The sequence below is a fragment of the Bacillus sp. FDAARGOS_1420 genome (assembly GCF_019344915.1).
Lineage (GTDB): Bacteria > Bacillota > Bacilli > Bacillales > Bacillaceae_G > Bacillus_A > Bacillus_A mycoides.
This window is the reverse complement of sequence record NZ_JAHWJB010000001.1, coordinates 670001-693341: the sequence shown is the minus strand read 5'-3', so window position 1 is coordinate 693341 and position 23341 is coordinate 670001. Positions and strand designations below refer to the sequence as shown.

At 38.9% G+C, this 23341-nt stretch carries 16 protein-coding genes, 3 rRNA genes and 2 riboswitches; of the genes, 11 read left to right on the top strand and 8 right to left on the bottom strand.

Translation table 11 applies throughout. The features are described 5' to 3' along the window. The first annotated feature begins 182 nt into the window (after positions 1-182). Positions 183-812 (top strand): redox-sensing transcriptional repressor Rex, encoded by a 630-nt coding sequence (locus I6L50_RS03560; protein WP_219300588.1) that lies wholly within the window; start codon positions 183-185, stop codon positions 810-812. 29 nt (positions 813-841) lie between these two features. Here I6L50_RS03560 and I6L50_RS03555 read toward each other — a convergent pair whose 3' ends face one another. Both I6L50_RS03555 and I6L50_RS03550 read right to left on the bottom strand, forming a co-directional pair. Beyond that, positions 842-1033 carry a YdiK family protein gene (locus I6L50_RS03555; protein WP_001246201.1) on the bottom strand — a complete coding sequence of 64 codons (192 nt, stop codon included), beginning with the start codon at positions 1031-1033 and terminating at the stop codon, positions 842-844. Beyond that, on the bottom strand, positions 1030-1779 hold the full coding sequence (locus I6L50_RS03550) for a CPBP family intramembrane glutamic endopeptidase (RefSeq protein WP_113938564.1): 750 nt from the start codon (positions 1777-1779) through the stop codon (positions 1030-1032). The genes I6L50_RS03555 and I6L50_RS03550 overlap by 4 nt, the downstream gene beginning before the upstream one ends. A 402-nt stretch (positions 1780-2181) precedes the next feature. Here I6L50_RS03550 and groES point away from each other — a divergent pair, with 402 nt between their 5' ends. From groES to rrf, 9 genes are all read left to right on the top strand, one after another. Then, positions 2182-2466, top strand: coding sequence for a co-chaperone GroES (gene groES / locus I6L50_RS03545; protein WP_002009985.1), 285 nt, complete (start codon positions 2182-2184; stop codon positions 2464-2466). Between the two features lie 37 nt (positions 2467-2503). Then, the gene (gene groL, locus I6L50_RS03540; protein ID WP_002029451.1) at positions 2504-4138 is read left to right on the top strand and encodes a chaperonin GroEL; all 1635 of its coding nucleotides are present in this window, start codon (positions 2504-2506) and stop codon (positions 4136-4138) included. Between the two features lie 139 nt (positions 4139-4277). Beyond that, a riboswitch (purine riboswitch) is annotated at positions 4278-4379 on the top strand. Positions 4380-4544: 165 nt separating this feature from the next. Further along, complete coding sequence (guaA, locus tag I6L50_RS03535; RefSeq protein WP_122974556.1) at positions 4545-6083, top strand: glutamine-hydrolyzing GMP synthase; 1539 nt, start codon at positions 4545-4547, stop codon at positions 6081-6083. Positions 6084-6238: 155 nt separating this feature from the next. After that, positions 6239-6340: riboswitch (purine riboswitch) on the top strand. 128 nt (positions 6341-6468) lie between these two features. Next, positions 6469-7794 carry an NCS2 family permease gene (locus tag I6L50_RS03530; protein WP_002091603.1) on the top strand — a complete coding sequence of 442 codons (1326 nt, stop codon included), beginning with the start codon at positions 6469-6471 and terminating at the stop codon, positions 7792-7794. A 145-nt stretch (positions 7795-7939) separates the two neighbouring features. After that, entirely contained in the window at positions 7940-8641 is a 702-nt protein-coding gene (locus I6L50_RS03525; RefSeq protein ID WP_085308686.1) for a response regulator transcription factor, read from the top strand. Further along, complete coding sequence (locus tag I6L50_RS03520) at positions 8625-10130, top strand: sensor histidine kinase (protein ID WP_219300586.1); 1506 nt, start codon at positions 8625-8627, stop codon at positions 10128-10130. Before I6L50_RS03525 ends, I6L50_RS03520 begins: the two co-directional genes overlap by 17 nt. 295 nt (positions 10131-10425) lie before the next feature. Further along, positions 10426-11977: ribosomal RNA gene (locus I6L50_RS03515) — 16S ribosomal RNA — on the top strand. Positions 11978-12123: 146 nt separating this feature from the next. Further along, positions 12124-15045: ribosomal RNA gene (locus I6L50_RS03510) — 23S ribosomal RNA — on the top strand. A 49-nt stretch (positions 15046-15094) separates the two neighbouring features. After that, positions 15095-15210 (top strand): 5S ribosomal RNA (rrf, locus tag I6L50_RS03505). The 16S, 23S and 5S rRNA genes sit together here, the layout of an rRNA operon. Positions 15211-15224: 14 nt before the next feature. Here the strand turns inward: rrf and I6L50_RS03500 are convergent. The 4 genes from I6L50_RS03500 to I6L50_RS03485 all read right to left on the bottom strand — a co-directional run bounded on the left by I6L50_RS03500 (position 15225) and on the right by I6L50_RS03485 (position 19137). Further along, the gene (locus I6L50_RS03500) at positions 15225-16301 is read right to left on the bottom strand and encodes a glycosyltransferase WbsX family protein (protein WP_219300584.1); all 1077 of its coding nucleotides are present in this window, start codon (positions 16299-16301) and stop codon (positions 15225-15227) included. Between the two features lie 215 nt (positions 16302-16516). Beyond that, the gene (locus I6L50_RS03495; RefSeq protein WP_219300582.1) at positions 16517-17389 is read right to left on the bottom strand and encodes a class I SAM-dependent methyltransferase; all 873 of its coding nucleotides are present in this window, start codon (positions 17387-17389) and stop codon (positions 16517-16519) included. Between the two features lie 26 nt (positions 17390-17415). Continuing rightward, a complete protein-coding gene (locus I6L50_RS03490) occupies positions 17416-18138 on the bottom strand; it encodes a class I SAM-dependent methyltransferase (protein WP_000398933.1) in 723 nt (240 codons plus the stop codon). 204 nt (positions 18139-18342) lie between these two features. Then, positions 18343-19137, bottom strand: coding sequence for a sulfotransferase family 2 domain-containing protein (locus tag I6L50_RS03485; protein ID WP_219300580.1), 795 nt, complete (start codon positions 19135-19137; stop codon positions 18343-18345). A gap of 308 nt (positions 19138-19445) precedes the next feature. Between I6L50_RS03485 and I6L50_RS03480 the strand changes: the two genes are divergently transcribed. After that, on the top strand, positions 19446-20390 hold the full coding sequence (locus tag I6L50_RS03480; RefSeq protein WP_219301286.1) for an NAD-dependent epimerase/dehydratase family protein: 945 nt from the start codon (positions 19446-19448) through the stop codon (positions 20388-20390). 40 nt (positions 20391-20430) lie between these two features. Here the strand turns inward: I6L50_RS03480 and I6L50_RS03475 are convergent, their stop codons facing one another. Together I6L50_RS03475 and I6L50_RS03470 are read right to left on the bottom strand one after the other, a co-directional pair. After that, the gene (locus I6L50_RS03475; RefSeq protein ID WP_219300578.1) at positions 20431-21207 is read right to left on the bottom strand and encodes a class I SAM-dependent methyltransferase; all 777 of its coding nucleotides are present in this window, start codon (positions 21205-21207) and stop codon (positions 20431-20433) included. 66 nt (positions 21208-21273) lie between these two features. Further along, a complete protein-coding gene (locus I6L50_RS03470; protein ID WP_219300576.1) occupies positions 21274-23205 on the bottom strand; it encodes a glycosyltransferase in 1932 nt (643 codons plus the stop codon). Between the last annotated feature and the right edge of the window lie 136 nt (positions 23206-23341).

Genomic DNA, 23341 nt, shown 5'->3' with positions numbered 1-23341 from the left:
TCACCTCAAATAATTTCTTAACTTTGCCATGTTTATATTTCTCAATCATACTAAAAATAGTGTATAGTTTAAAATAAAGAGAGAATACTTCTTCTCTTTATTATACAAGGAAATTCATGAGTACTAAACTTCTGTATTTGATTCAAGTATAAGAATAAAGATAGGAAGAGAGGAGAGGTTATATGGATCAGCAAAAAATTCCACAGGCCACTGCCAAACGATTGCCTCTATACTATCGATTTATCCAAAACTTATCTCTTTCTGGTAAGCAACGTGTTTCATCAGCCGAATTGAGTGAAGCGGTAAAGGTTGATTCCGCAACTATTCGAAGAGATTTTTCATATTTTGGAGCGTTAGGGAAAAAAGGATATGGATATAACGTAAATTATTTATTATCATTTTTCCGTGAAACACTCGACCAAGATGATATAACACGCGTGGCACTTATTGGAGTAGGTAATTTAGGGACCGCTTTCTTACATTATAATTTCACGAAAAACAATAATACAAAAATTGAAATGGCGTTTGATGTTAGTGAAGAGAAAGTTGGAACAGAAATCGGAGGCATTCCTGTATATCATTTGGATGAACTAGAAGAACGTTTATCAACTGATATACAAGTGTCAATATTAACAGTACCCGCTACAGTAGCGCAATCTGTGGCAGATAGATTGGCAGAAACGAACGTGCATGGTATTTTAAATTTCACACCAGCACGCTTAAATGTGTCAGAGAATATAAGAATTCATCACATTGATTTAGCTGTAGAGTTACAAACGCTTGTTTACTTTTTGAAGAATTATCCACAATAAAACGCAGAGGAGATGACCTCTGCGTTTTATTATTGTTTTTTCTTTGTGAATTTAACTAAGATAAGGCGAAGTGCCAAATTAAAATCAATTGTTGCCATAACTGCAAATAGTATTGTCCACATATTCCAGATTGTATCTGTTACGTTCGTAATGGCGAAGCGTGTAAAGATACATCCAAGAAGAAAGTACAATGCAGCCATGAACAATGGTGAGTTTCTCATACTAAAAATCCTCCGATAAAGCCTTGCATTTTTTCAGCTTCTTTAATCATTTCTTGAATTTGCTCATTACTCATAAAAATTTGTCCAATAGCGACTAATGTATTCATTGCCACATGGGCTGCAATAGGAACTATAATTCGTTTCGTTTTTACGTATAAAAAGGCGAATACGAGCCCCATAGAAGTGTATACCAATAAGTGAGTAAAATCAAAATGAATCGCCGCGAATACTAGTGAACTAATGATAGCAGCAACAAAGAAATTAAATCTCTTATAAAGTGTGCCAAATAAAATTTTTCTAAATACGATTTCCTCTAAGATAGGTCCGATTATAGATACAACAATGAGGAACCAAGGTGTCGTTCTTGCAATTTCCATCAGCTTCATTGTATTTTCCGAACCTTGTTTAATTCCTAGTAGACGCATTTCGATCATACCGGCAATTATTTGGGAAGAGAAAGCTAAGAGAATACCGATTATAATCCAACCAACTGTAGCTGGGATCGTAACACGCATTTTATCTAAATGCCTGTCACGAATATCTATTCTAAGTAACCAAAGCACGATGCATAATGCAACAAAGAAGCTAATGATTGCCCAATGTCCCGTTATGATTTGACCTTTTTCCTCCATGGTAAATCCTCTATTATCATAGAGTCCTGTTTTTAGGAGTAGTGGTAAGCCAACAATTCCAGATAACTGCATTAAAATGTATGTAACGATAATCCACCAATATTGTTTCTTCAAATGGTTTAACCATCCTTTCTAACTCTAGTGTATGAGATAAGGTAGGATAACATGTAAATATGCTACCTACGATATAAACTTTCATTTGAATTATATTTTTTTTGTAAATAAGTATTTGAAAATAAAATAGGAGACAGGAAAAAGTTGTACGTTTAGCGAAAACAACTTAGGGTGTCTTTCATATTGTAACATACAAGAAGTGGGAACAACGATTCATATGGTAAAGGCAGTAGAAGAAGTAATGCTATATAGGAAAGTGCATAAAGTAATTTGCGAAAAAATTATGATTTTTTTACTTGCAAAAGAAATTGAGATTATTTATTATTAGAAGTGTGTTAGCACTCGTGTGACTTGAGTGCTAATAAATAAAATTTACATAACAAAATGAGGAGGTTGTTGTTCATGCTAAAGCCATTAGGTGATCGCGTTGTAATTGAACTTGTTCAAGCAGAAGAAAAAACAGCAAGTGGTATTGTATTACCAGAAACTGCAAAAGAAAAACCACAAGAGGGTAAAGTTATTGCAGTAGGTACAGGCCGAGTGCTTGAAAATGGTGAGCGTGTTGCTTTAGAGGTAGCAGCAGGTGATCTTATCATCTTCTCAAAATATGCAGGTACTGAAGTGAAATACGAAGGTACAGACTACTTGATTTTACGTGAAAGTGACATTTTAGCAATTATCGGTTAATTATATACATTTTAAAAATCCAAGGGGGTCAATTATTATGGCAAAAGATATTAAATTTAGTGAAGAAGCACGTCGTTCGATGCTTCGCGGTGTCGACACTCTTGCAAACGCAGTAAAAGTAACGCTTGGACCAAAAGGTCGTAACGTTGTACTTGAGAAAAAATTCGGTTCACCACTTATTACAAATGACGGTGTAACAATCGCAAAAGAAATCGAATTAGAAGATGCATTCGAAAACATGGGTGCGAAATTAGTAGCAGAAGTTGCTAGCAAAACAAACGATGTAGCTGGTGACGGAACGACAACTGCAACTGTATTAGCGCAAGCTATGATTCGTGAAGGTCTTAAAAACGTAACAGCTGGTGCAAACCCAATGGGTCTTCGTAAAGGTATCGAAAAAGCTGTTACTGCTGCAATTGAAGAATTAAAAGCGATTTCTAAACCAATCGAAGGTAAATCTTCTATCGCACAAGTAGCTGCTATTTCTTCGGCTGACGAAGAAGTAGGTCAATTAATCGCTGAAGCAATGGAGCGCGTTGGTAACGACGGCGTTATTACTTTAGAAGAATCTAAAGGATTCACAACAGAATTAGACGTAGTAGAAGGTATGCAATTTGATCGTGGATATGCATCTCCTTACATGATTACTGATTCTGACAAAATGGAAGCAGTTCTTGATAACCCATACATTTTAATTACTGACAAAAAGATTTCTAACATCCAAGAAATCTTACCAGTATTAGAGCAAGTGGTACAACAAGGTAAACCACTTCTTATCATTGCTGAAGATGTAGAAGGCGAAGCGTTAGCTACATTAGTAGTGAACAAACTTCGTGGTACATTCAATGTAGTTGCTGTTAAAGCTCCTGGATTTGGTGACCGTCGTAAAGCAATGCTAGAAGATATCGCAATCTTAACTGGTGGCGAAGTAATCACTGAAGAATTAGGACGTGACTTAAAATCTGCTACAGTTGAATCTTTAGGACGTGCTGGTAAAATTGTTGTAACGAAAGAAAACACAACTGTAGTTGAAGGTATTGGAAATTCACAACAAATCGAAGCTCGCATCGGTCAAATCCGCGCGCAATTAGAAGAAACTACTTCTGAATTCGATCGTGAAAAATTACAAGAGCGTCTTGCTAAACTTGCGGGCGGTGTAGCAGTAATTAAAGTAGGTGCAGCAACTGAAACTGAGTTAAAAGAGCGCAAACTTCGCATTGAAGATGCACTTAACTCAACTCGTGCAGCAGTAGAAGAAGGTATTGTTGCAGGTGGTGGTACTTCACTTATGAACGTATACACAAAAGTAGCTTCTATCGTAGCTGAAGGCGACGAAGCAACAGGTATCAATATCGTACTTCGTGCACTAGAAGAGCCAGTTCGTCAAATCGCAATCAACGCTGGTCTAGAAGGATCTGTAGTTGTAGAGCGTCTAAAAGGCGAAAAAGTAGGCGTTGGTTTCAACGCAGCTACTGGCGAATGGGTTAACATGCTTGAGTCTGGTATCGTAGATCCAGCTAAAGTAACTCGTTCTGCACTTCAAAACGCAGCATCTGTTGCAGCTATGTTCTTAACAACTGAAGCTGTAGTTGCTGACAAGCCAGAACCAAATGCACCAGCAATGCCTGACATGGGCGGCATGGGCATGGGTGGTATGGGCGGAATGATGTAATTCCGTTCTCCCGAAAAACATCCACTTCTATATAGAAGTGGATGTTTTTTTATGTTTTTGAGCGCAGGAAAATAATTTCTGTAGAATTTTGTCGCTTTCTCTCTTGACCATATCGATACTTCATTGTTAGAATCTAGGAAGATAATATAAAACAATCCTTCATATATCCTCGATGATATGGTTTGAGAGTCTCTACCGGGTTACCGTAAACAACCTGACTATGAAGGCAGTGCGTCTTATATTTATAAAGAGCGGAAGACTATCTTTCTTTATAAAGCCAGACCCCTGCCTTTTCTTTGTCATGAGACTAGAGGCGGAGGACTGGCTTTTTTTATTATATTAGTAATGCTTTTCGCCAAATTGGTGAAAATATTTATATACGAGAACTAACGTTGGGGTGATTATTTTGAAGAAGCAGCATGATACAATTATCGTTTTAGATTTTGGGAGTCAGTACAATCAGTTAATAGCACGTCGAATTCGTGAGTTCGGTGTATACAGTGAACTTCATCCACATACAATTACTGCAGAAGAAATTAAAGCAATGAATCCAAAAGGGATTATCTTCTCTGGTGGACCGAATAGTGTATACGGTGAAGGCGCATTACATTGTGATGAAAAAATCTTTGAACTAGGATTACCGATCTTCGGTATTTGTTACGGTATGCAGCTTATGACACAACACTTCGGTGGTAAAGTAGAACGTGCAAACCACCGTGAGTATGGAAAAGCTGTTCTTAAAGTAGAGAACGAATCAAAATTATATGCGAACCTTCCAGAAGAGCAAGTTGTATGGATGAGCCATGGTGACTTAGTAACTGGTTTACCTGAAGGATTCGTAGTAGATGCAACAAGTGAGTCTTGTCCAATTGCTGGTATGAGCAATGAAGCGGAAAACTTATACGGTGTACAATTCCACCCAGAAGTACGTCACTCTGAGCACGGTAACGATTTAATTAAAAACTTCGTATTCGGCGTATGTGGTTGTTCTGAAGGATGGAACATGGAGAACTTTATCGAAGTAGAATTAGAGAAGATCCGTGAAACTGTTGGAGACAAAAAAGTATTATGCGCACTTAGTGGCGGTGTAGACTCTTCTGTTGTAGCAGTATTAATTCATAAGGCAATTGGTGACCAATTAACATGTATTTTCGTGGACCACGGTTTACTTCGTAAAGATGAAGCAGAAGGTGTTATGAAAACATTTAGCGAAGGCTTCCATATGAACGTTATTAAAGTGGATGCACAAGAGCGCTTCATGAACAAGTTAAAAGGTGTAGAAGATCCAGAGCAAAAACGTAAAATCATCGGTAATGAATTCATTTACGTATTTGATGATGAAGCTTCTAAATTACAAGGAATGGACTTCCTAGCGCAAGGTACACTTTATACAGACATCGTTGAAAGTGGTACAGCAACTGCACAAACAATTAAATCTCACCATAACGTTGGTGGACTTCCAGAAGACATGCAGTTCAAATTAATTGAGCCTTTAAACACTTTATTTAAAGACGAAGTACGTGTATTAGGATCAGAACTAGGAATTCCTGATGAAATCGTATGGCGTCAACCGTTCCCAGGTCCAGGACTTGGTATTCGTGTATTAGGTGAAATTACAGAAGAGAAATTAGAAATCGTTCGTGAATCTGATGCAATTTTACGTGAAGAAATTATAAAAGCAGGATTAGACCGCGAAGTTTGGCAATACTTCACTGCGCTTCCTGGTATGCGTAGTGTAGGTGTTATGGGTGACGAGCGTACTTACGATTACACAGTAGGTATCCGTGCAGTAACATCTATCGACGGTATGACAGCTGATTGGGCACGTATCCCTTGGGACGTATTAGAGAAAATCTCTGTACGTATCGTAAACGAAGTAAAACACGTTAACCGTATCGTGTATGATATAACGAGTAAGCCACCAGCAACTATTGAGTGGGAATAGTATTGTAATAAAAAAGATCCATCTATCGTTCATGTATAGATGGATCTTTTTGTTTTTACCCTTAATACGAACGAAAATATAAAAGTTTATAAAAATGTTCGTTTTTAAATTGACAAAACCACCTCCTCGAGTTAATATGAGTATGTAATTCAAACGAAAAGTGAATATTATGCCGTCGTATAATATCGGGGATATGGCCCGAAAGTTTCTACCTAGCTACCGTAAATGGCTTGACTACGAGGCGTTTCTATAAAGATGAGGGGAAACTTGTCTTTATTCATAGAACGCTTCCATGTATATGCAATGGAAGCCTTTTTTATTTTTATAGATAAAAGAGGGCTAGGGTGAAATACGGCGAGTAATCATATAACGGGGGAAACGTAAGATGAAACGCTATTTTCAGTTTGATGAACTCGGCACAAATTATAAAACAGAGTTCATAGCAGGTTTAACGACATTTCTATCTATGGCTTACGTACTATTTGTCAATCCTGCTACGCTGTCGCTTGGAAATGTTAAAGGATTACCGGCGGGTACAGGAATGGATCCAGGTGCAGTATTCGTTGCTACAGCATTAGCAGCGGCGATTGGTTCGTTAATTATGGGGATATTTGCGAAGTATCCGATTGCTTTAGCGCCAGGTATGGGAATAAACGCGTTCTTTGCTTATACAGCGGTGTTAACGATGGGAATTCCGTGGCAAACGGCAATTGCTGGAACATTAATGTCAGGTATTATCTTTATTATTCTTACTGCTTCAGGTATTCGTGAAAAAATCATTAATGCAATTCCAGTAGAGTTAAAGTTTGCAGTAGCGGCGGGTATTGGATTATTCATTGCCTTCCTTGGATTCCAAAACGCTGGAATTATCGTAAAGAATGATGCTGTTCTTGTTGGGTTGGGGGACTTAACAAAGGGCACAACGTTACTAGCAATCTTCGGAGTTGTTACTACAATCATTTTCATGATTAAAAAAATAAATGGTGCAGTTTTCTACGGTATGATCCTTACGGCGATCTTAGGAGTAGCGACTGGATTAATTGATACACCAAAAGCTGTAGTGGGAGCAATACCGAGTCTAGAACCAACGTTCGGGGTAGCATTAACTCACTTTGGAGACATTTTCACTGTTGAAATGGCGATTGTTATTATAACGTTCTTCTTTATTGATTTCTTTGATACAGCAGGTACGCTTGTAGCGGTTGCGAATCAAGCGGGATTAATGAAGAACAATAAATTACCACGTGCAGGTAAAGCGTTATTTGCAGATGCGATTGCAACTGTAATTGGTGCAATTCTAGGTACATCTACTACGACGTCTTACATTGAATCGTCTGCGGGGGTAGCGGCAGGAGGACGTTCTGGATTTACAGCAGTTGTAACAGCAGGATTCTTCTTACTGGCACTATTCTTCTCACCACTATTAAGTGTTGTGACACCAGCTGTAACAGCGCCAGCATTAATTATTGTAGGAATCTTGATGGTTTCATCTTTAGGAGAAATTGATTGGAAGAAATTCGAGATTGCAGTACCAGCGTTCTTTACTATCATTTCAATGCCACTTACGTATAGTATCGCAACAGGAATTGCAATCGGGTTTATCTTCTATCCAATTACAATGGTTGTGAGTGGTCGTCGTAAAGAGATTCATCCAATTATGTATGTTATGGGAGTTTTATTCGTACTATATTTCATCTACGTTCGTAAATAAAAGGGGTTTTTTGAAAGGTCTAGACTTGAGGGGAGTCTAGACCTTTTTTGCGTCTTCAGAAAATCTTAAGGATTTCCGAGCGTTTTTCTTCAGAAGTTTTCTTATAATAGAAGTTAGGGATTAAAAAACTGATGGGAGAGATATTATGGCCGGGGAAACGATACTTGTCGTAGATGATGAAAAAGAAATTAGGAACCTTATTACAATTTATTTAAAGAACGAAGGATATAAAGTACTGCAAGCAGGGGACGGAGAAGAAGGGTTACGTATATTAGAAGAAAATGAAGTGCACTTAGTCGTATTAGATATTATGATGCCGAAAGTAGATGGTATTCATATGTGTATGAAAGTAAGGGAAGCGAAGGAAATGCCGATTATTATGCTTTCGGCAAAAACGCAAGATATGGATAAAATTTTAGGATTAACAACAGGTGCAGATGATTATGTAGCAAAACCGTTTAATCCGTTAGAGTTAATCGCAAGAATTAAATCGCAGCTACGTCGTTATATGAAAATGAATGGCTTTGCTATTCAAAATGAGGACGAGTTAGAAATTGGAGAGATGAAAATAAACATCTCCACTCATACAGTCATTGTGGATGGAGAAGAAGTGAAACTGACCCCGAGGGAATTTTCAATTTTAGAATTACTAGTCCGTAATCCGGGGATGGTCTTTAGTGCGGAACAAATTTATGAAAAGGTTTGGAACGAAAAATCTTTCCAGTCGGATAACACGGTAATGGTTCATATTCGAAAAGTGCGTGAAAAGATTGAGGAGAATCCAAGGAAGCCAATATATATAAAAACAGTATGGGGAGTGGGGTATAAGATTGAAAAAGATATTTAATCCATTTACTTATGTTAGGAAAATTCGAGAATTAATTGGAAAGATAGTGAAGAGTGTTCGGCGGAGTATCCGAATTCAGCTTATTACTGCGTTTACTGCGTGTGCGTTATTAGGAGTTTTATCATCAAAAGCAGCAGCGCCATTTTTTGAGAATGCGAATCGGGAGGCTACGATCGATTATCGGGTAGGTATGGAGCAAATTAACCAACAAGCTCAAAGTGTGGCAAATAATTCAGTTCATGAAAATAAATTAGAAGCTATATCCGATATGATCGAAATGGAGAACCAAAATTTAGAACGAGGATCTAGAGCTTTAAAAATATTGGTTACTGACGAGAGTGGCAAAGTTTTATATAAAACGAAGCAGGCGCAAGAAGAGCAAATCGATTTGCATAATACGATTCGTAATGCAGCATCATTTGCGATCAACTATTCAAAAGGTGGAGATGCATTTGAAAATACGAGAAAAGAATTTATAGCTTTTTCACCTATTACAATAGAAGATAAGAATTTGTACATGTTCGTTAGCGGGATTCCGGATGGTGTAGTCATGTATGAGACACAGGAAGGGCCATTCCCATTTTTAATTGGGGTACTCGTATTCATTTTCTCTTTCTTCTATATAACAAAGAGAAAGATGAAGCAAATTGAAGCGATGGCACAAGGTGTAAAGGAAATAGAAAAAGGAAACTTAGCGTACCGTATTGAGAAGAAAGGTGAAGATGAGATTGCGTCTTTAACTGAGAATATTAATAATATGGCGGAAGAGCTTATGAACAATATAGAAAAAGAGCGTACATTAGAAAAACAGAAAAACGAGCTTATTACAAATGTATCTCATGATTTACGGACACCACTTACTTCTATTATGGGATACTTACGATTACTCAGAGACTCTAAATATGAAAATAAAGAGCAATATGATGAATATACTAGAATTGCTTTTGCAAAGTCGGAGCAGTTAAAGAATTTAATAGAAGATTTATTTGAGTATACGAAGTTAACGAATGAACAAGTTGTATTAGAAAAACAGGAAGTGTGTGTAAATGAGTTACTTGATCAATTAATAGAAGAGTTAGTACCACAAGCGGAAGAGCATGGCCTTATGTTTGTTAAGAAGTTTCCTGAGGAACGTGCATATGCGATGATTGATTCGGAAAAGATGGTCCGTGTATTCGACAACTTACTAATGAATGCAATTAAGTATAGTAAAGATGACGGAGAGATAAAAGTTTCTCTTCAAAGGCAGCGCAGGAATATACAAATTGTTATTGCGAATCATAGTGAAGAGTTTACGAGAGAAGAGTTAGGGAACTTGTTTGAACGGTTTTATAAGAAAGATCAATCTAGAAGTAGAGTAACAGAAGGTTCGGGGCTCGGATTAGCTATTGCGAAAAGTATTGTTGAGTTGCAAGGTGGTAGTATTCGAGCTGAGTATGAGGACGGGATCGTTCAGTTCATCGTTTCATTACCAATTATAGAAAAATAATAAATGAATAGAATGTTATAGGATAAAAAGGCTTATTTTAAAAGGAATAAGCCTTTTTATATTTTTTTAGAAAAACATATTGACGATTAGAGTTTAGAGGTGTAATATAAAACAAGTCGCCGATAGCAACAACGCAGAAAGCGACAAAAGAAATAAAAAAACTTGGTTGACATTGAAATATGAAAATGTTAACATAAGGGAGTCGCAAATGAGCGACAGACAAGTTCTTTGAAAACTGAACGAAACAAACAACGTGAACGTCAATTTTTATTTTTAGATGCTAGACAAACTAACTTTATTGGAGAGTTTGATCCTGGCTCAGGATGAACGCTGGCGGCGTGCCTAATACATGCAAGTCGAGCGAATGGATTAAGAGCTTGCTCTTATGAAGTTAGCGGCGGACGGGTGAGTAACACGTGGGTAACCTACCCATAAGACTGGGATAACTCCGGGAAACCGGGGCTAATACCGGATAATATTTTGAACTGCATAGTTCGAAATTGAAAGGCGGCTTCGGCTGTCACTTATGGATGGACCCGCGTCGCATTAGCTAGTTGGTGAGGTAACGGCTCACCAAGGCGACGATGCGTAGCCGACCTGAGAGGGTGATCGGCCACACTGGGACTGAGACACGGCCCAGACTCCTACGGGAGGCAGCAGTAGGGAATCTTCCGCAATGGACGAAAGTCTGACGGAGCAACGCCGCGTGAGTGATGAAGGCTTTCGGGTCGTAAAACTCTGTTGTTAGGGAAGAACAAGTGCTAGTTGAATAAGCTGGCACCTTGACGGTACCTAACCAGAAAGCCACGGCTAACTACGTGCCAGCAGCCGCGGTAATACGTAGGTGGCAAGCGTTATCCGGAATTATTGGGCGTAAAGCGCGCGCAGGTGGTTTCTTAAGTCTGATGTGAAAGCCCACGGCTCAACCGTGGAGGGTCATTGGAAACTGGGAGACTTGAGTGCAGAAGAGGAAAGTGGAATTCCATGTGTAGCGGTGAAATGCGTAGAGATATGGAGGAACACCAGTGGCGAAGGCGACTTTCTGGTCTGTAACTGACACTGAGGCGCGAAAGCGTGGGGAGCAAACAGGATTAGATACCCTGGTAGTCCACGCCGTAAACGATGAGTGCTAAGTGTTAGAGGGTTTCCGCCCTTTAGTGCTGAAGTTAACGCATTAAGCACTCCGCCTGGGGAGTACGGCCGCAAGGCTGAAACTCAAAGGAATTGACGGGGGCCCGCACAAGCGGTGGAGCATGTGGTTTAATTCGAAGCAACGCGAAGAACCTTACCAGGTCTTGACATCCTCTGAAAACTCTAGAGATAGAGCTTCTCCTTCGGGAGCAGAGTGACAGGTGGTGCATGGTTGTCGTCAGCTCGTGTCGTGAGATGTTGGGTTAAGTCCCGCAACGAGCGCAACCCTTGATCTTAGTTGCCATCATTAAGTTGGGCACTCTAAGGTGACTGCCGGTGACAAACCGGAGGAAGGTGGGGATGACGTCAAATCATCATGCCCCTTATGACCTGGGCTACACACGTGCTACAATGGACGGTACAAAGAGCTGCAAGACCGCGAGGTGGAGCTAATCTCATAAAACCGTTCTCAGTTCGGATTGTAGGCTGCAACTCGCCTACATGAAGCTGGAATCGCTAGTAATCGCGGATCAGCATGCCGCGGTGAATACGTTCCCGGGCCTTGTACACACCGCCCGTCACACCACGAGAGTTTGTAACACCCGAAGTCGGTGGGGTAACCTTTATGGAGCCAGCCGCCTAAGGTGGGACAGATGATTGGGGTGAAGTCGTAACAAGGTAGCCGTATCGGAAGGTGCGGCTGGATCACCTCCTTTCTATGGAGAATTGATGAACGCAGTTCATCAATAAACGTTGACTTGTTTTGTTTCGTTCAGTTTTGAGAGAACTATCTCTCAAGTTTAAATGTATGTTCTTTGAAAACTAGATAACAGTGTAGCTCATATTTTTTTAATTTTAGTTTGGTTAAGTTAGAAAGGGCGCACGGTGGATGCCTTGACACTAGGAGTCGATGAAGGACGGGACTAACGCCGATATGCTTCGGGGAGCTGTAAGTAAGCTTTGATCCGAAGATTTCCGAATGGGGAAACCCACTATACGTAATGGTATGGTATCCTTACCTGAATACATAGGGTATGGAAGACAGACCCAGGGAACTGAAACATCTAAGTACCTGGAGGAAGAGAAAGCAAATGCGATTTCCTGAGTAGCGGCGAGCGAAACGGAATCTAGCCCAAACCAAGAGGCTTGCCTCTTGGGGTTGTAGGACATTCTATACGGAGTTACAAAGGAACGAGGTAGACGAAGCGACCTGGAAAGGTCCGTCACAGAGGGTAATAACCCCGTAGTCGAAACTTCGTTCTCTCTTGAATGTATCCTGAGTACGGCGGAACACGTGAAATTCCGTCGGAATCTGGGAGGACCATCTCCCAAGGCTAAATACTCCCTAGTGATCGATAGTGAACCAGTACCGTGAGGGAAAGGTGAAAAGCACCCCGGAAGGGGAGTGAAAGAGATCCTGAAACCGTGTGCCTACAAATAGTCAGAGCCCGTTAATGGGTGATGGCGTGCCTTTTGTAGAATGAACCGGCGAGTTACGATCCCGTGCGAGGTTAAGTTGAAGAGACGGAGCCGCAGCGAAAGCGAGTCTGAATAGGGCGTTTAGTACGTGGTCGTAGACCCGAAACCAGGTGATCTACCCATGTCCAGGGTGAAGTTCAGGTAACACTGAATGGAGGCCCGAACCCACGCACGTTGAAAAGTGCGGGGATGAGGTGTGGGTAGCGGAGAAATTCCAATCGAACCTGGAGATAGCTGGTTCTCCCCGAAATAGCTTTAGGGCTAGCCTTAAGTGTAAGAGTCTTGGAGGTAGAGCACTGATTGAACTAGGGGTCCTCATCGGATTACCGAATTCAGTCAAACTCCGAATGCCAATGACTTATCCTTAGGAGTCAGACTGCGAGTGATAAGATCCGTAGTCAAGAGGGAAACAGCCCAGATCGCCAGCTAAGGTCCCAAAGTGTGTATTAAGTGGAAAAGGATGTGGAGTTGCTTAGACAACTAGGATGTTGGCTCAGAAGCAGCCACCATTTAAAGAGTGCGTAATAGCTCACTAGTCGAGTGACTCTGCGCCGAAAATGTACCGGGGCTAAATACACCACCGAAGCTGCGAATTGATACCAATGGTATCAGTGGTAGGGGAGCGTTCTAAGTGCAGTGAAGTCAGACCGGAAGGACTGGTGGAGCGCTTAGAAGTGAGAATGCCGGTATGAGTAGCGAAAGACGGGTGAGAATCCCGTCCACCGAATGCCTAAGGTTTCCTGAGGAAGGCTCGTCCGCTCAGGGTTAGTCAGGACCTAAGCCGAGGCCGACAGGCGTAGGCGATGGACAACAGGTTGATATTCCTGTACCACCTCTTTATCGTTTGAGCAATGGAGGGACGCAGAAGGATAGAAGAAGCGTGCGATTGGTTGTGCACGTCCAAGCAGTTAGGCTGATAAGTAGGCAAATCCGCTTATCGTGAAGGCTGAGCTGTGATGGGGAAGCTCCTTATGGAGCGAAGTCTTTGATTCCCCGCTGCCAAGAAAAGCTTCTAGCGAGATAAAAGGTGCCTGTACCGCAAACCGACACAGGTAGGCGAGGAGAGAATCCTAAGGTGTGCGAGAGAACTCTGGTTAAGGAACTCGGCAAAATGACCCCGTAACTTCGGGAGAAGGGGTGCTTTCTTAACGGAAAGCCGCAGTGAATAGGCCCAAGCGACTGTTTAGCAAAAACACAGGTCTCTGCGAAGCCGTAAGGCGAAGTATAGGGGCTGACACCTGCCCGGTGCTGGAAGGTTAAGGAGAGGGGTTAGCGTAAGCGAAGCTCTGAACTGAAGCCCCAGTAAACGGCGGCCGTAACTATAACGGTCCTAAGGTAGCGAAATTCCTTGTCGGGTAAGTTCCGACCCGCACGAAAGGTGTAACGATTTGGGCACTGTCTCAACCAGAGACTCGGTGAAATTATAGTACCTGTGAAGATGCAGGTTACCCGCGACAGGACGGAAAGACCCCGTGGAGCTTTACTGTAGCCTGATATTGAATTTTGGTACAGTTTGTACAGGATAGGCGGGAGCCATTGAAACCGGAGCGCTAGCTTCGGTGGAGGCGCTGGTGGGATACCGCCCTGACTGTATTGAAATTCTAACCTACGGGTCTTATCGACCCGGGAGACAGTGTCAGGTGGGCAGTTTGACTGGGGCGGTCGCCTCCTAAAGTGTAACGGAGGCGCCCAAAGGTTCCCTCAGAATGGTTGGAAATCATTCGTAGAGTGCAAAGGCATAAGGGAGCTTGACTGCGAGACCTACAAGTCGAGCAGGGACGAAAGTCGGGCTTAGTGATCCGGTGGTTCCGCATGGAAGGGCCATCGCTCAACGGATAAAAGCTACCCCGGGGATAACAGGCTTATCTCCCCCAAGAGTCCACATCGACGGGGAGGTTTGGCACCTCGATGTCGGCTCATCGCATCCTGGGGCTGTAGTCGGTCCCAAGGGTTGGGCTGTTCGCCCATTAAAGCGGTACGCGAGCTGGGTTCAGAACGTCGTGAGACAGTTCGGTCCCTATCCGTCGTGGGCGCAGGAAATTTGAGAGGAGCTGTCCTTAGTACGAGAGGACCGGGATGGACGCACCGCTGGTGTACCAGTTGTTCTGCCAAGGGCATAGCTGGGTAGCTATGTGCGGAAGGGATAAGTGCTGAAAGCATCTAAGCATGAAGCCCCCCTCAAGATGAGATTTCCCATAGCGTAAGCTAGTAAGATCCCTGAAAGATGATCAGGTTGATAGGTTCGAGGTGGAAGCATGGTGACATGTGGAGCTGACGAATACTAATAGATCGAGGACTTAACCATATAATATGAAGCAAATGTTATCTAGTTTTGAAGGAATATACCTTCATAGTTTGGTGATGATGGCAGAGAGGTCACACCCGTTCCCATACCGAACACGGAAGTTAAGCTCTCTAGCGCCGATGGTAGTTGGGACCTTGTCCCTGTGAGAGTAGGACGTCGCCAAGCAACTTTAAGACGAGTCAGAATGACTCGTCTTTTTTGTATGCTTTCATACCTCTGTTAATTGCCTGCTTAACTCCTTCTAAATAGGCGAATCCATGCCTTTTATCTGGTTCTAAGTAAGTACCTTCTGCCCATTCATTCCACGCATTAATAAATAAAAACTCGCTGTTGTAAAGAGAATAGGTACGCTGGATTTGTTTGCTTAAGTATATCGTGAACTTACTAGGGGTAGAACCTAGGAAGATGCTGCTATTTAAGTCTTTGCGGCGTGCTGTATTGTCCCAGTCAACAAAGGCACCAGGAAATGTTTTTTTCTCTGGAGGAGATCGCTTTAGTATATACATCCACACTTTATCATAATCCCAAGCGTTTATTTGTTTACCAGACTCATATATTGTCTTATTTATGTCTGAAGAGCTATCATGAGCAATTGTATAAAAAGGCTCGAATTGAATGCTAGCATCAAATCCATTTATATTAGGAAGTGGAAAGCTGTTTAATGTTTCTGCAAAGTATATACCTTTCAAACCATTTTCTTGTGCGAGTGTATTCCAATAATGAAGCATTTGTTCACAATGAGGGATATGCCCGGGACGATAAATAATGAATAGTGGTTTATCGTCTATACGGATATATCTCTCATCTTGGAAAGCTTGCAATAAATACTCAAAGTGTTCTTTCCAATCCGATAATTCTCCATAATTTTGAGGCATTAATATGTGACTATCAAGACCATCCCAAGTTTTTGTCCACGGTTTATTTGCCCAAGAAAGGCAAAATGGAAAATCTGGTTCCTTCATCTTAAGTACCTCATTAAAGGGTGCCTCCAATAGCCTCTTCCCTTTAAACCAGTAATGGTAATAACAAAAACCATATATGCCATGTGCTTTGGCGATTTTTGCTTGCCATTTTCTTACGGATGGGGTGGTTAAGTCATAATAAAAATCTTGATAAGGTTCTCTAGGTTGGTAATGTCCTGAAAATAAAGGTCGTGCACTTTTAGTATTTGTCCATTCAGTAAACCCTTTCCCCCACCATCGGTCATTTTCTTTTATTTGATGAAACTGTGGTAAGTAAAAAGCGATTATTTTCAAGATATATCCCCCTTATGTTCTTCGTAGTTCAAGTGGTGGGAAGTTACTTTTGATTTTTCGAATCTAGTTAAAACATGAAATATGTTATTTACTTACTGTATTTATGCTGCATAATGAATTCTTTTGTGCAGTTTGCTTGATATGGAAATCTTTGATGATTTAATATATACGGCTGAGATACAAAATGATCTTCATTATACAATGAGTGAAAAGAGTTAATCTTTTTGGAGAACAAATAGAGCTTGGGGTAACCGGTTTGTATCATCAAAAAAGTCCCGTAGCTTTAAATACTTCTCATAGTGGTTTTTAATATAAGTTCTAGGTATAACGGTTTCCCCATAGAAGCTACTGTTTCTAACGTCTCCAGCTCCCGTAGGGCTGTGGATAAAATTGCCGCTTTCATAATCCGAGATGGCACGATTTATATCTGGAAAAGCTTGAGATAAAGTTTTATGCCACCCAGTTTGAATTAATTCAGGGTGTTCCTTAAATTGTTGACAGAAATCGAGAAAATAGCGTGCTTGTGTTGTTGCGATGAAGATTCCACCTGGACGAAGAATTCTTGAAAACTCCTTTATCCAATTTTCTGCGGTTTCTTCGGATAAATGTGAGAATACAGAATAAGCGAATATGATATCTAATGAATTGTCATTAATAAATTCTACAGGAGGTTGTGGGGGAGCTATTTTATACCTGCCTCTTCCTAACGTTTCGTTGCAAAGTTTAATCATTGCAGGATCTACATCAATACCAAGTAAATTTTTATGGCGAACATCTTTGAAAAAGAAGCGTATGATTCTTCCCCATCCGCAACCAAAGTCTAAAATTTTCCGTTCTTTATTCAAGGGAACGCCTAAATTATGGGCATATGTTTTTACAAGGCTATAAAACAAATATGCTTCATAAAGAGCATGTTCATAGGAAGCACCTACAAACTGTTGTTGAATTTCTTCGGAGGGGAACATAGGTACTGGGATGCCATTTACCTTTGTTTGTGAGCAACTTTGTATAAATAGATTAAGAAGTTCAACATCAGAAAGCGGGCTAACAAGGTTATCAAAATCACTTCCTAACTCAAAGTTATTCATTTGTTAACCTCCATATTATATAGTGCCTAAAAATCATTTTCGTGTTTTTTACTAATAAAAACATGTAGAAATTCAGCATCTAACCCCAGTGATCTATCCTTTTGTAAATAAACAATGGTATACATATTTGCATGTGTATAAATATATTCAATCATATCTTGACCCCAATCAAATGTTACTAAAGACCCGTTCTCATCAATAGGATTACCATGATAAATTGGCTCCTCAATATATTCGATTCCTTCTTTATTGATTCTTGCTCTTTGTAAAGTCTTTGTGAGTGTATGATACCAAGGGACAGTAAACACATGAGCGCCGCCAGGCTTTAATACACGCTCTATTTCTTTAAAGGCTTTGTTTGGCTCCATTACATGTTCAAAGACATCTTGAGTAATGAATAAATCAAAAGATTCATTTTGAAAAGTCATGTCTTCTAAGTTCTCGCATCTAATCCCTTGAAAGTATTGGCCGAGAGGGTAGTTTTTAAAGTATTGAGAGTATGTATAGTTTTTGCAGTTTTTTATTAGTAGTTGAGTTGTAATTCCTCCAGGAGAGGATTCGTGGATATGATAGGAACCCCATTTTGGAAAAAATGTATTTAAAACATGAATTAGAGCGCGCTGCCTTGGTATAGAGTGGCATGTAGAACATAAGTAGTGATCTCTAAGCCAATCATTATGCTCTATAAATGTAGCTTTCTTCTCACAAATAACGCAATATCCATTATTGTGCTTCAAATTACCTTCCACATGACATCACTCCTGTGTAAAAAAATGCATATGACACACACGTCAACAATCAGCGAAATCAAAGAGAGTGGGTGGAAATTAGGGAACTCATAAAAGTGAGATTGGTAGAATGGAATAATTAGCGGGAGAGAACCCCACGCTAATTAAAGTTTCACCTTATGCTATGCGATACATTCGCTTTTATTCATTGAAGAATGTATCGACTTAGAATATCCCTTTTGTGTACGGATACATTTCAAAGTCTTGTGTATATATTTCTGTAACTAAATCCATGGTTTCTTTATCATAAAAGCTTTCATATGTTGGAAAGCGGGGGAAGGATGCATCTGTAATGCTAAGTTCTGCATAGCTTCCTGTATAAAGCATCTTATGAGCACGGTGATGATCTGAATTTATAAGAAGCGCTAAATTTGATTTAGTCAAATCGTACGTGTGTTCTATCTTGGTGATTTGTGTATTAAAATCTTCTAAAGGAATATAGCATTGGATGAAGTTTTCTTCACCTGGGACGTATTGCTGACTAAAATGTATATCTATTGCTAGGGAATTGGAACCGAATGCTTGAACGTAATATAAAAATTGTTTAAATGATATTCCTTGATTACTATATTTGTCATTATAAAAATAATGCCGGATACTTTCCCATTGAGGGCTAGCATATGGATTGTCAGCAAGCAATAAAAAGGAGCTGACCGCCCTTGTATAGGGGTTTCGCACAAGTTTATAAACATCTTTTTTTGCTTCTAGAAGACCATTTTGTAACTCGGGTATGTAATTTGTATTGTTTTTATACACCCAGAACTCATAGTAATGAATAAAGTCATGGTATTTCTTTGCTTCAGGAAATAATCCAATTTGAAAAAAGAACCAATTAGCTAATGTGGTACATCCGCTTCTATGGCTCCAGAATAGTATAAGTGGAAAGTCTTTATGGAAATGTGGGATTCGATCTTTATGTAGCATTACATGATTTAAAAGCTCTTGATTTACATTTTTCATAAATTTAGTACTCCTTTTTGAAAGTTTTATTCACGGAGAGGGTTCTTTAAATAGAATAAACGAGTGAGAATATGGGAAAGGAAGTTTTTATTAATCCAATATATTCATGAAAATGAGTAAATATTATGAGTGTTTTTTGCGGTCATCTTGGATAAGATAGCGATTCTAAAATGAAAATATAAAATAAAGATAATGAAAATTTATAAGGAGCATACAATTATAAGAGGATGAATAATAGAAGTGACCAAGTTCATTTATTTGTATTTCTAGGTGTGACGAGTAAAAATTTTATTACTAGAGAGGATATTATGAGGAAGAATAATTATTTAATAGTAGGTGGAAATAGTTTCATTGGTATTAACCTCGCAATAGGTTTATTAAAACAGGGTCAAAATGTAAAAGTATTTTCCAGACATATAAATAATTTTCCTCAAAATATTATAAGTGAAGTTGAATTTATTAAAGGTGATTTAGCGAATGTTAAAGATATATATAAAGCTTTAGTGAGTGTGGATATTATTATTTATTTAGCTGCAACGTCTAATGTAGCAACTTCAATTGAAGATGTTTTCGGAGATATAAACAGTAGCTTTTTTTTTCTTAACTTCATGGAAAATGTTAAAAATTTTCCTGTTAAAAAAATTGTATTAGCATCTTCTGGAGGCACGGTTTATGGTGAACCGGAATATTTACCTATTGATGAGGAACATCCATTAAAACCACTTTCTCCTTATGGGATAACAAAAGTATCGCTTGAAAATTACTTGTACTTTTATAAGAAAAAATACGGAATTGACTATGTTGTATGTAGATATTCTAATCCATATGGAAAATATCAAAATCCTTTAAAGAAAGTTGGGGCAATAAATTGTTTTTTGTATCAGCATCTCAGTAATGACAAGATTAATATATATGGGAATCCACAAGAGATTATTCGAGATTATATTTATATCGATGATTTAGTTGAAATCACTATACAACTATCACAATTAAATCGTTTGAAATCTTGTGTGTATAACATAGGGAGCGGAAAGGGTCTCTCTTTAAAGCGAATTATAGTAGAATTGGAGAAATTAACGGAAAGAAAAGTGGACTTTACCTGCTATAAACAAAGGCAAGAAAATGTTCAAAAAATCATTTTAAATATAGATAGAGTAAGACGAGAATGTAATTGGGAACCGAAAATAGATTTCAAAAGTGGAATTAGATTAAATAAGCTATGGATTGAAGAGTTCTTATATAGTAAAAAATAATAAGCCATGCCCTACTTTTGTATCAGTAGAGCGTGGTTTATTATTTTATTTCTTTTTTTATTACCCAAAGGTCTTGATGTTCCCACCAAAAACCTTCAGTGTATTTTTTGATGACAGGGTTATAGGGTAATAATTTAATTTTGTCACATACGTAAGAGGGACTAACGATCGTTTGCCCGTATTGATGAACATCTAAATCCAATTGTTCACTAGAAGGGAGAAACCAATAACCCTGTTTATTTAAATCTGGAAAGCTGAAGTACTTTTTACTTTGATAACCATGAGTTGTGAAAATGAGTAAGCCTTCAGGAGAAACAGCATTATACAATGTTTGAAGCCAACGAAACCAAGTTGTATCAGGCATATGAGAAAAAAAGGATAGACAAAAGACGATATCATACGTAGACGAGGCCAATTTTACTTGTTCAGGTTCAGGGTGAGATAAGATAGAAGAAGTATTTAATTTGTTTTCAATAAAAGTAATAGCCTCTTCATGTATATCACAGGTAGTTATACTTAAGTTCGTTTGTGGGTTTAATAAATGACGTGTTACGCAGCCATATCCGGATGCGAATTCTAATAATTTAATTGGAGTGTCTATAGGGGGATAAAAGGAAGTAATTAAATCTAAAAGTGTTTCTGCAGATTTTCTCCCATCTTGAAAATAATAATCTATCGCTTCTTTTTTAGATGGGAAGACTGGATTAGTGACAAGGAATTGAAAGATATGATCCTCTGGATGGATACTTGCATTTACATTGTATTTGTGTGCAATTTGAGAAAGCAAATCTTTATTTGCTTCTATAAATTCTTTCAAAGAGTAACCCCCCTTAAATGATAGTAACGTTTTACAAGAGATACTGATGGCGAAGAAAATATATCATTAAATCTTCAAATATGCTTTAAGGTACTTTCTATATGTGTACATTTTCTTTTTTGAAATGTCGTCGATAGTAAAGGTTTCTTTAATGAAATTCTGCATTTGTACAACTTCACTGTAATGGGAATATGAATCTTCTGTTCTCGTTACGCTATTTGTATGTCGTCTATGATAGTTTAGCGGTTTTGGATTGAAATAAATGTTCCCCTCTTTAAGAATAGAAACATAGAAAAACCAATCACCAGCTACTTTAAACTTTTCTAATTGTTTTTCTGTAGTTTTTATATCTATGTTTTTAAAAACTACACTTGAGACATTAGGTATGGTGTTTTTGATAAGTAATGTATCTTGTATTTCATCTATCCCTTTTCGGAAATAAGAACTTTTCCATTTTTCTTTATCAATATCATTTGTGTAATCTAAATAATGATTGGCTAGGATATTTCCTTGTTCATCTATTTGTTTTGATTGTGTGTAGCTTAAGGTAACATCACGATTTATATGAAACCCTTGGATTACTTCTTCTAAAAATGTCTGATCACATAAGTCATCGGCCTCTGCAATCCAAATATAATCACCGGTTGCTGCAGAGATGCCTTTTATCCATTGTTTAAATACAGAACCAGAGTTTTTATCATTAATAATCTGCTGAACTTTTAGGTGGGGCTTATTTTCGTTTGAGAGCAGCTGTTCAAATATAGATACGCTATTGTCAGTAGAGGCATCGTCTAGGAAAATTAGTTCGTAAAGGGGATAGGTTTGGTTTAATATGGATTTAACTCGGTTAGATAAGTATTTTTCGTAATTATAGTTCGGTATGATTACGCTTATTTTTTTGTAATTATGATCAAGTAGGTTTAACAGTTGATAAATGTAATGAAGAAAGTTGAAATCTTTTTCAATAAGCTCTTGGCCAAAGCGCCCTTTTTGTAATCGTAAGTCTTCATCTCCAATAAATTCATATATTCTTTCCAGCACCTGCGGTAAATTTAAAAAGTCTACTAAGGCGCCAGTTTGTTCCGTAACAACATCTTCAAAACCTCCAGCGTTTTTAAACCCTATAACAGGTACTTTTGTATCTAATGCCTCTAAAACCACGTTTGGAAAAGGATCTTCTCTTGAAGTTAACAAATATAAATCAGCCCCGGCGTTATATAAACCGATATCTGGAGTAGGCTCAACTAATGTGAAATGTGCTGTATATCTTGGGGATAGTGTGTTAAAGAAATGAACATCCGTTCTCCCGACCCAGATAAAATGAATATTCGTATGAACCTTTCTTACTGAGTAAGCAATAAGTGAGAATAAATCTATCCCTTTCCGATGATCAGCGAAACCTACTCCTAAAATGATTTTGCTATCTAGAGGCAGGTTGTGTTTTTTTCGTAATTCGCTTCTAGCTTTTGCAATATTGTTCTTATAAGGATTGTGGTTAAACAAGCCTTGAGGGAGGATGTGACATTTTTGATGATCTAATTGGGTGATTGTACGGAATTTTTCATACACGTACTGTGAAGGGAAGACAATTTTGTAAGCAAACTGGGCAATGTTTCTAGCTTTCCCCTCGGCAGAGTACTGTTGTATTAAATGCGGCAATTCATGTATTAATGAAATAACTTTTATATTGTGTTTAGCTAGTAATGCAACTATATCACCACTTATGACGGTACTACATATGGCGATGGTATAGTCTTGTGATAGTAACTTCTTTATTAATAATTCGACCCTTTTTTCTGTTGGGTAGTCTTCCTCTAGGCAATAAACAGGACCATACTTTTGAAAATCGTGGATTAAAATGCCCGTTCCAATAGAAATAATTGCGACGGAGTAATGAAAGTTTTCTTTAAGAGCTTTAATAGTATGTAAAGAAAGCAGCTGTGCTCCGTGGAAATGGGCATCATGGGATACATAAATGATCTTCTTATTAACATGCATTTCATAACGCCTCCTAAGTTAATTAGATTTTTAGTAAATGCATGGTGTATTTATAATTCCTAGAGAGAAGTGGTAGGAGATAATTGTGAATGCAGCTGGAATGTACTCGAAATAAAAAGTGCTACCTTTAATATAT

What these genes read in the sequence shown, in the direction of transcription:
- I6L50_RS03560 (WP_219300588.1), top strand. Translation starts at nt 183, where the DNA reads ATGGATCAGCAAAAAATTCCACAGGCCACTGCCAAACGATTGCCTCTA.
- I6L50_RS03555 (WP_001246201.1), bottom strand. Translation starts at nt 1,033, where the DNA reads ATGAGAAACTCACCATTGTTCATGGCTGCATTGTACTTTCTTCTTGGA.
- groES (WP_002009985.1), top strand. Translation starts at nt 2,182, where the DNA reads ATGCTAAAGCCATTAGGTGATCGCGTTGTAATTGAACTTGTTCAAGCA.
- groL (WP_002029451.1), top strand. Translation starts at nt 2,504, where the DNA reads ATGGCAAAAGATATTAAATTTAGTGAAGAAGCACGTCGTTCGATGCTT.
- I6L50_RS03530 (WP_002091603.1), top strand. Translation starts at nt 6,469, where the DNA reads ATGAAACGCTATTTTCAGTTTGATGAACTCGGCACAAATTATAAAACA.
- I6L50_RS03525 (WP_085308686.1), top strand. Translation starts at nt 7,940, where the DNA reads ATGGCCGGGGAAACGATACTTGTCGTAGATGATGAAAAAGAAATTAGG.
- I6L50_RS03495 (WP_219300582.1), bottom strand. Translation starts at nt 17,389, where the DNA reads ATGAATAACTTTGAGTTAGGAAGTGATTTTGATAACCTTGTTAGCCCG.
- I6L50_RS03485 (WP_219300580.1), bottom strand. Translation starts at nt 19,137, where the DNA reads ATGAAAAATGTAAATCAAGAGCTTTTAAATCATGTAATGCTACATAAA.
- I6L50_RS03480 (WP_219301286.1), top strand. Translation starts at nt 19,446, where the DNA reads ATGAGGAAGAATAATTATTTAATAGTAGGTGGAAATAGTTTCATTGGT.
- I6L50_RS03470 (WP_219300576.1), bottom strand. Translation starts at nt 23,205, where the DNA reads ATGCATGTTAATAAGAAGATCATTTATGTATCCCATGATGCCCATTTC.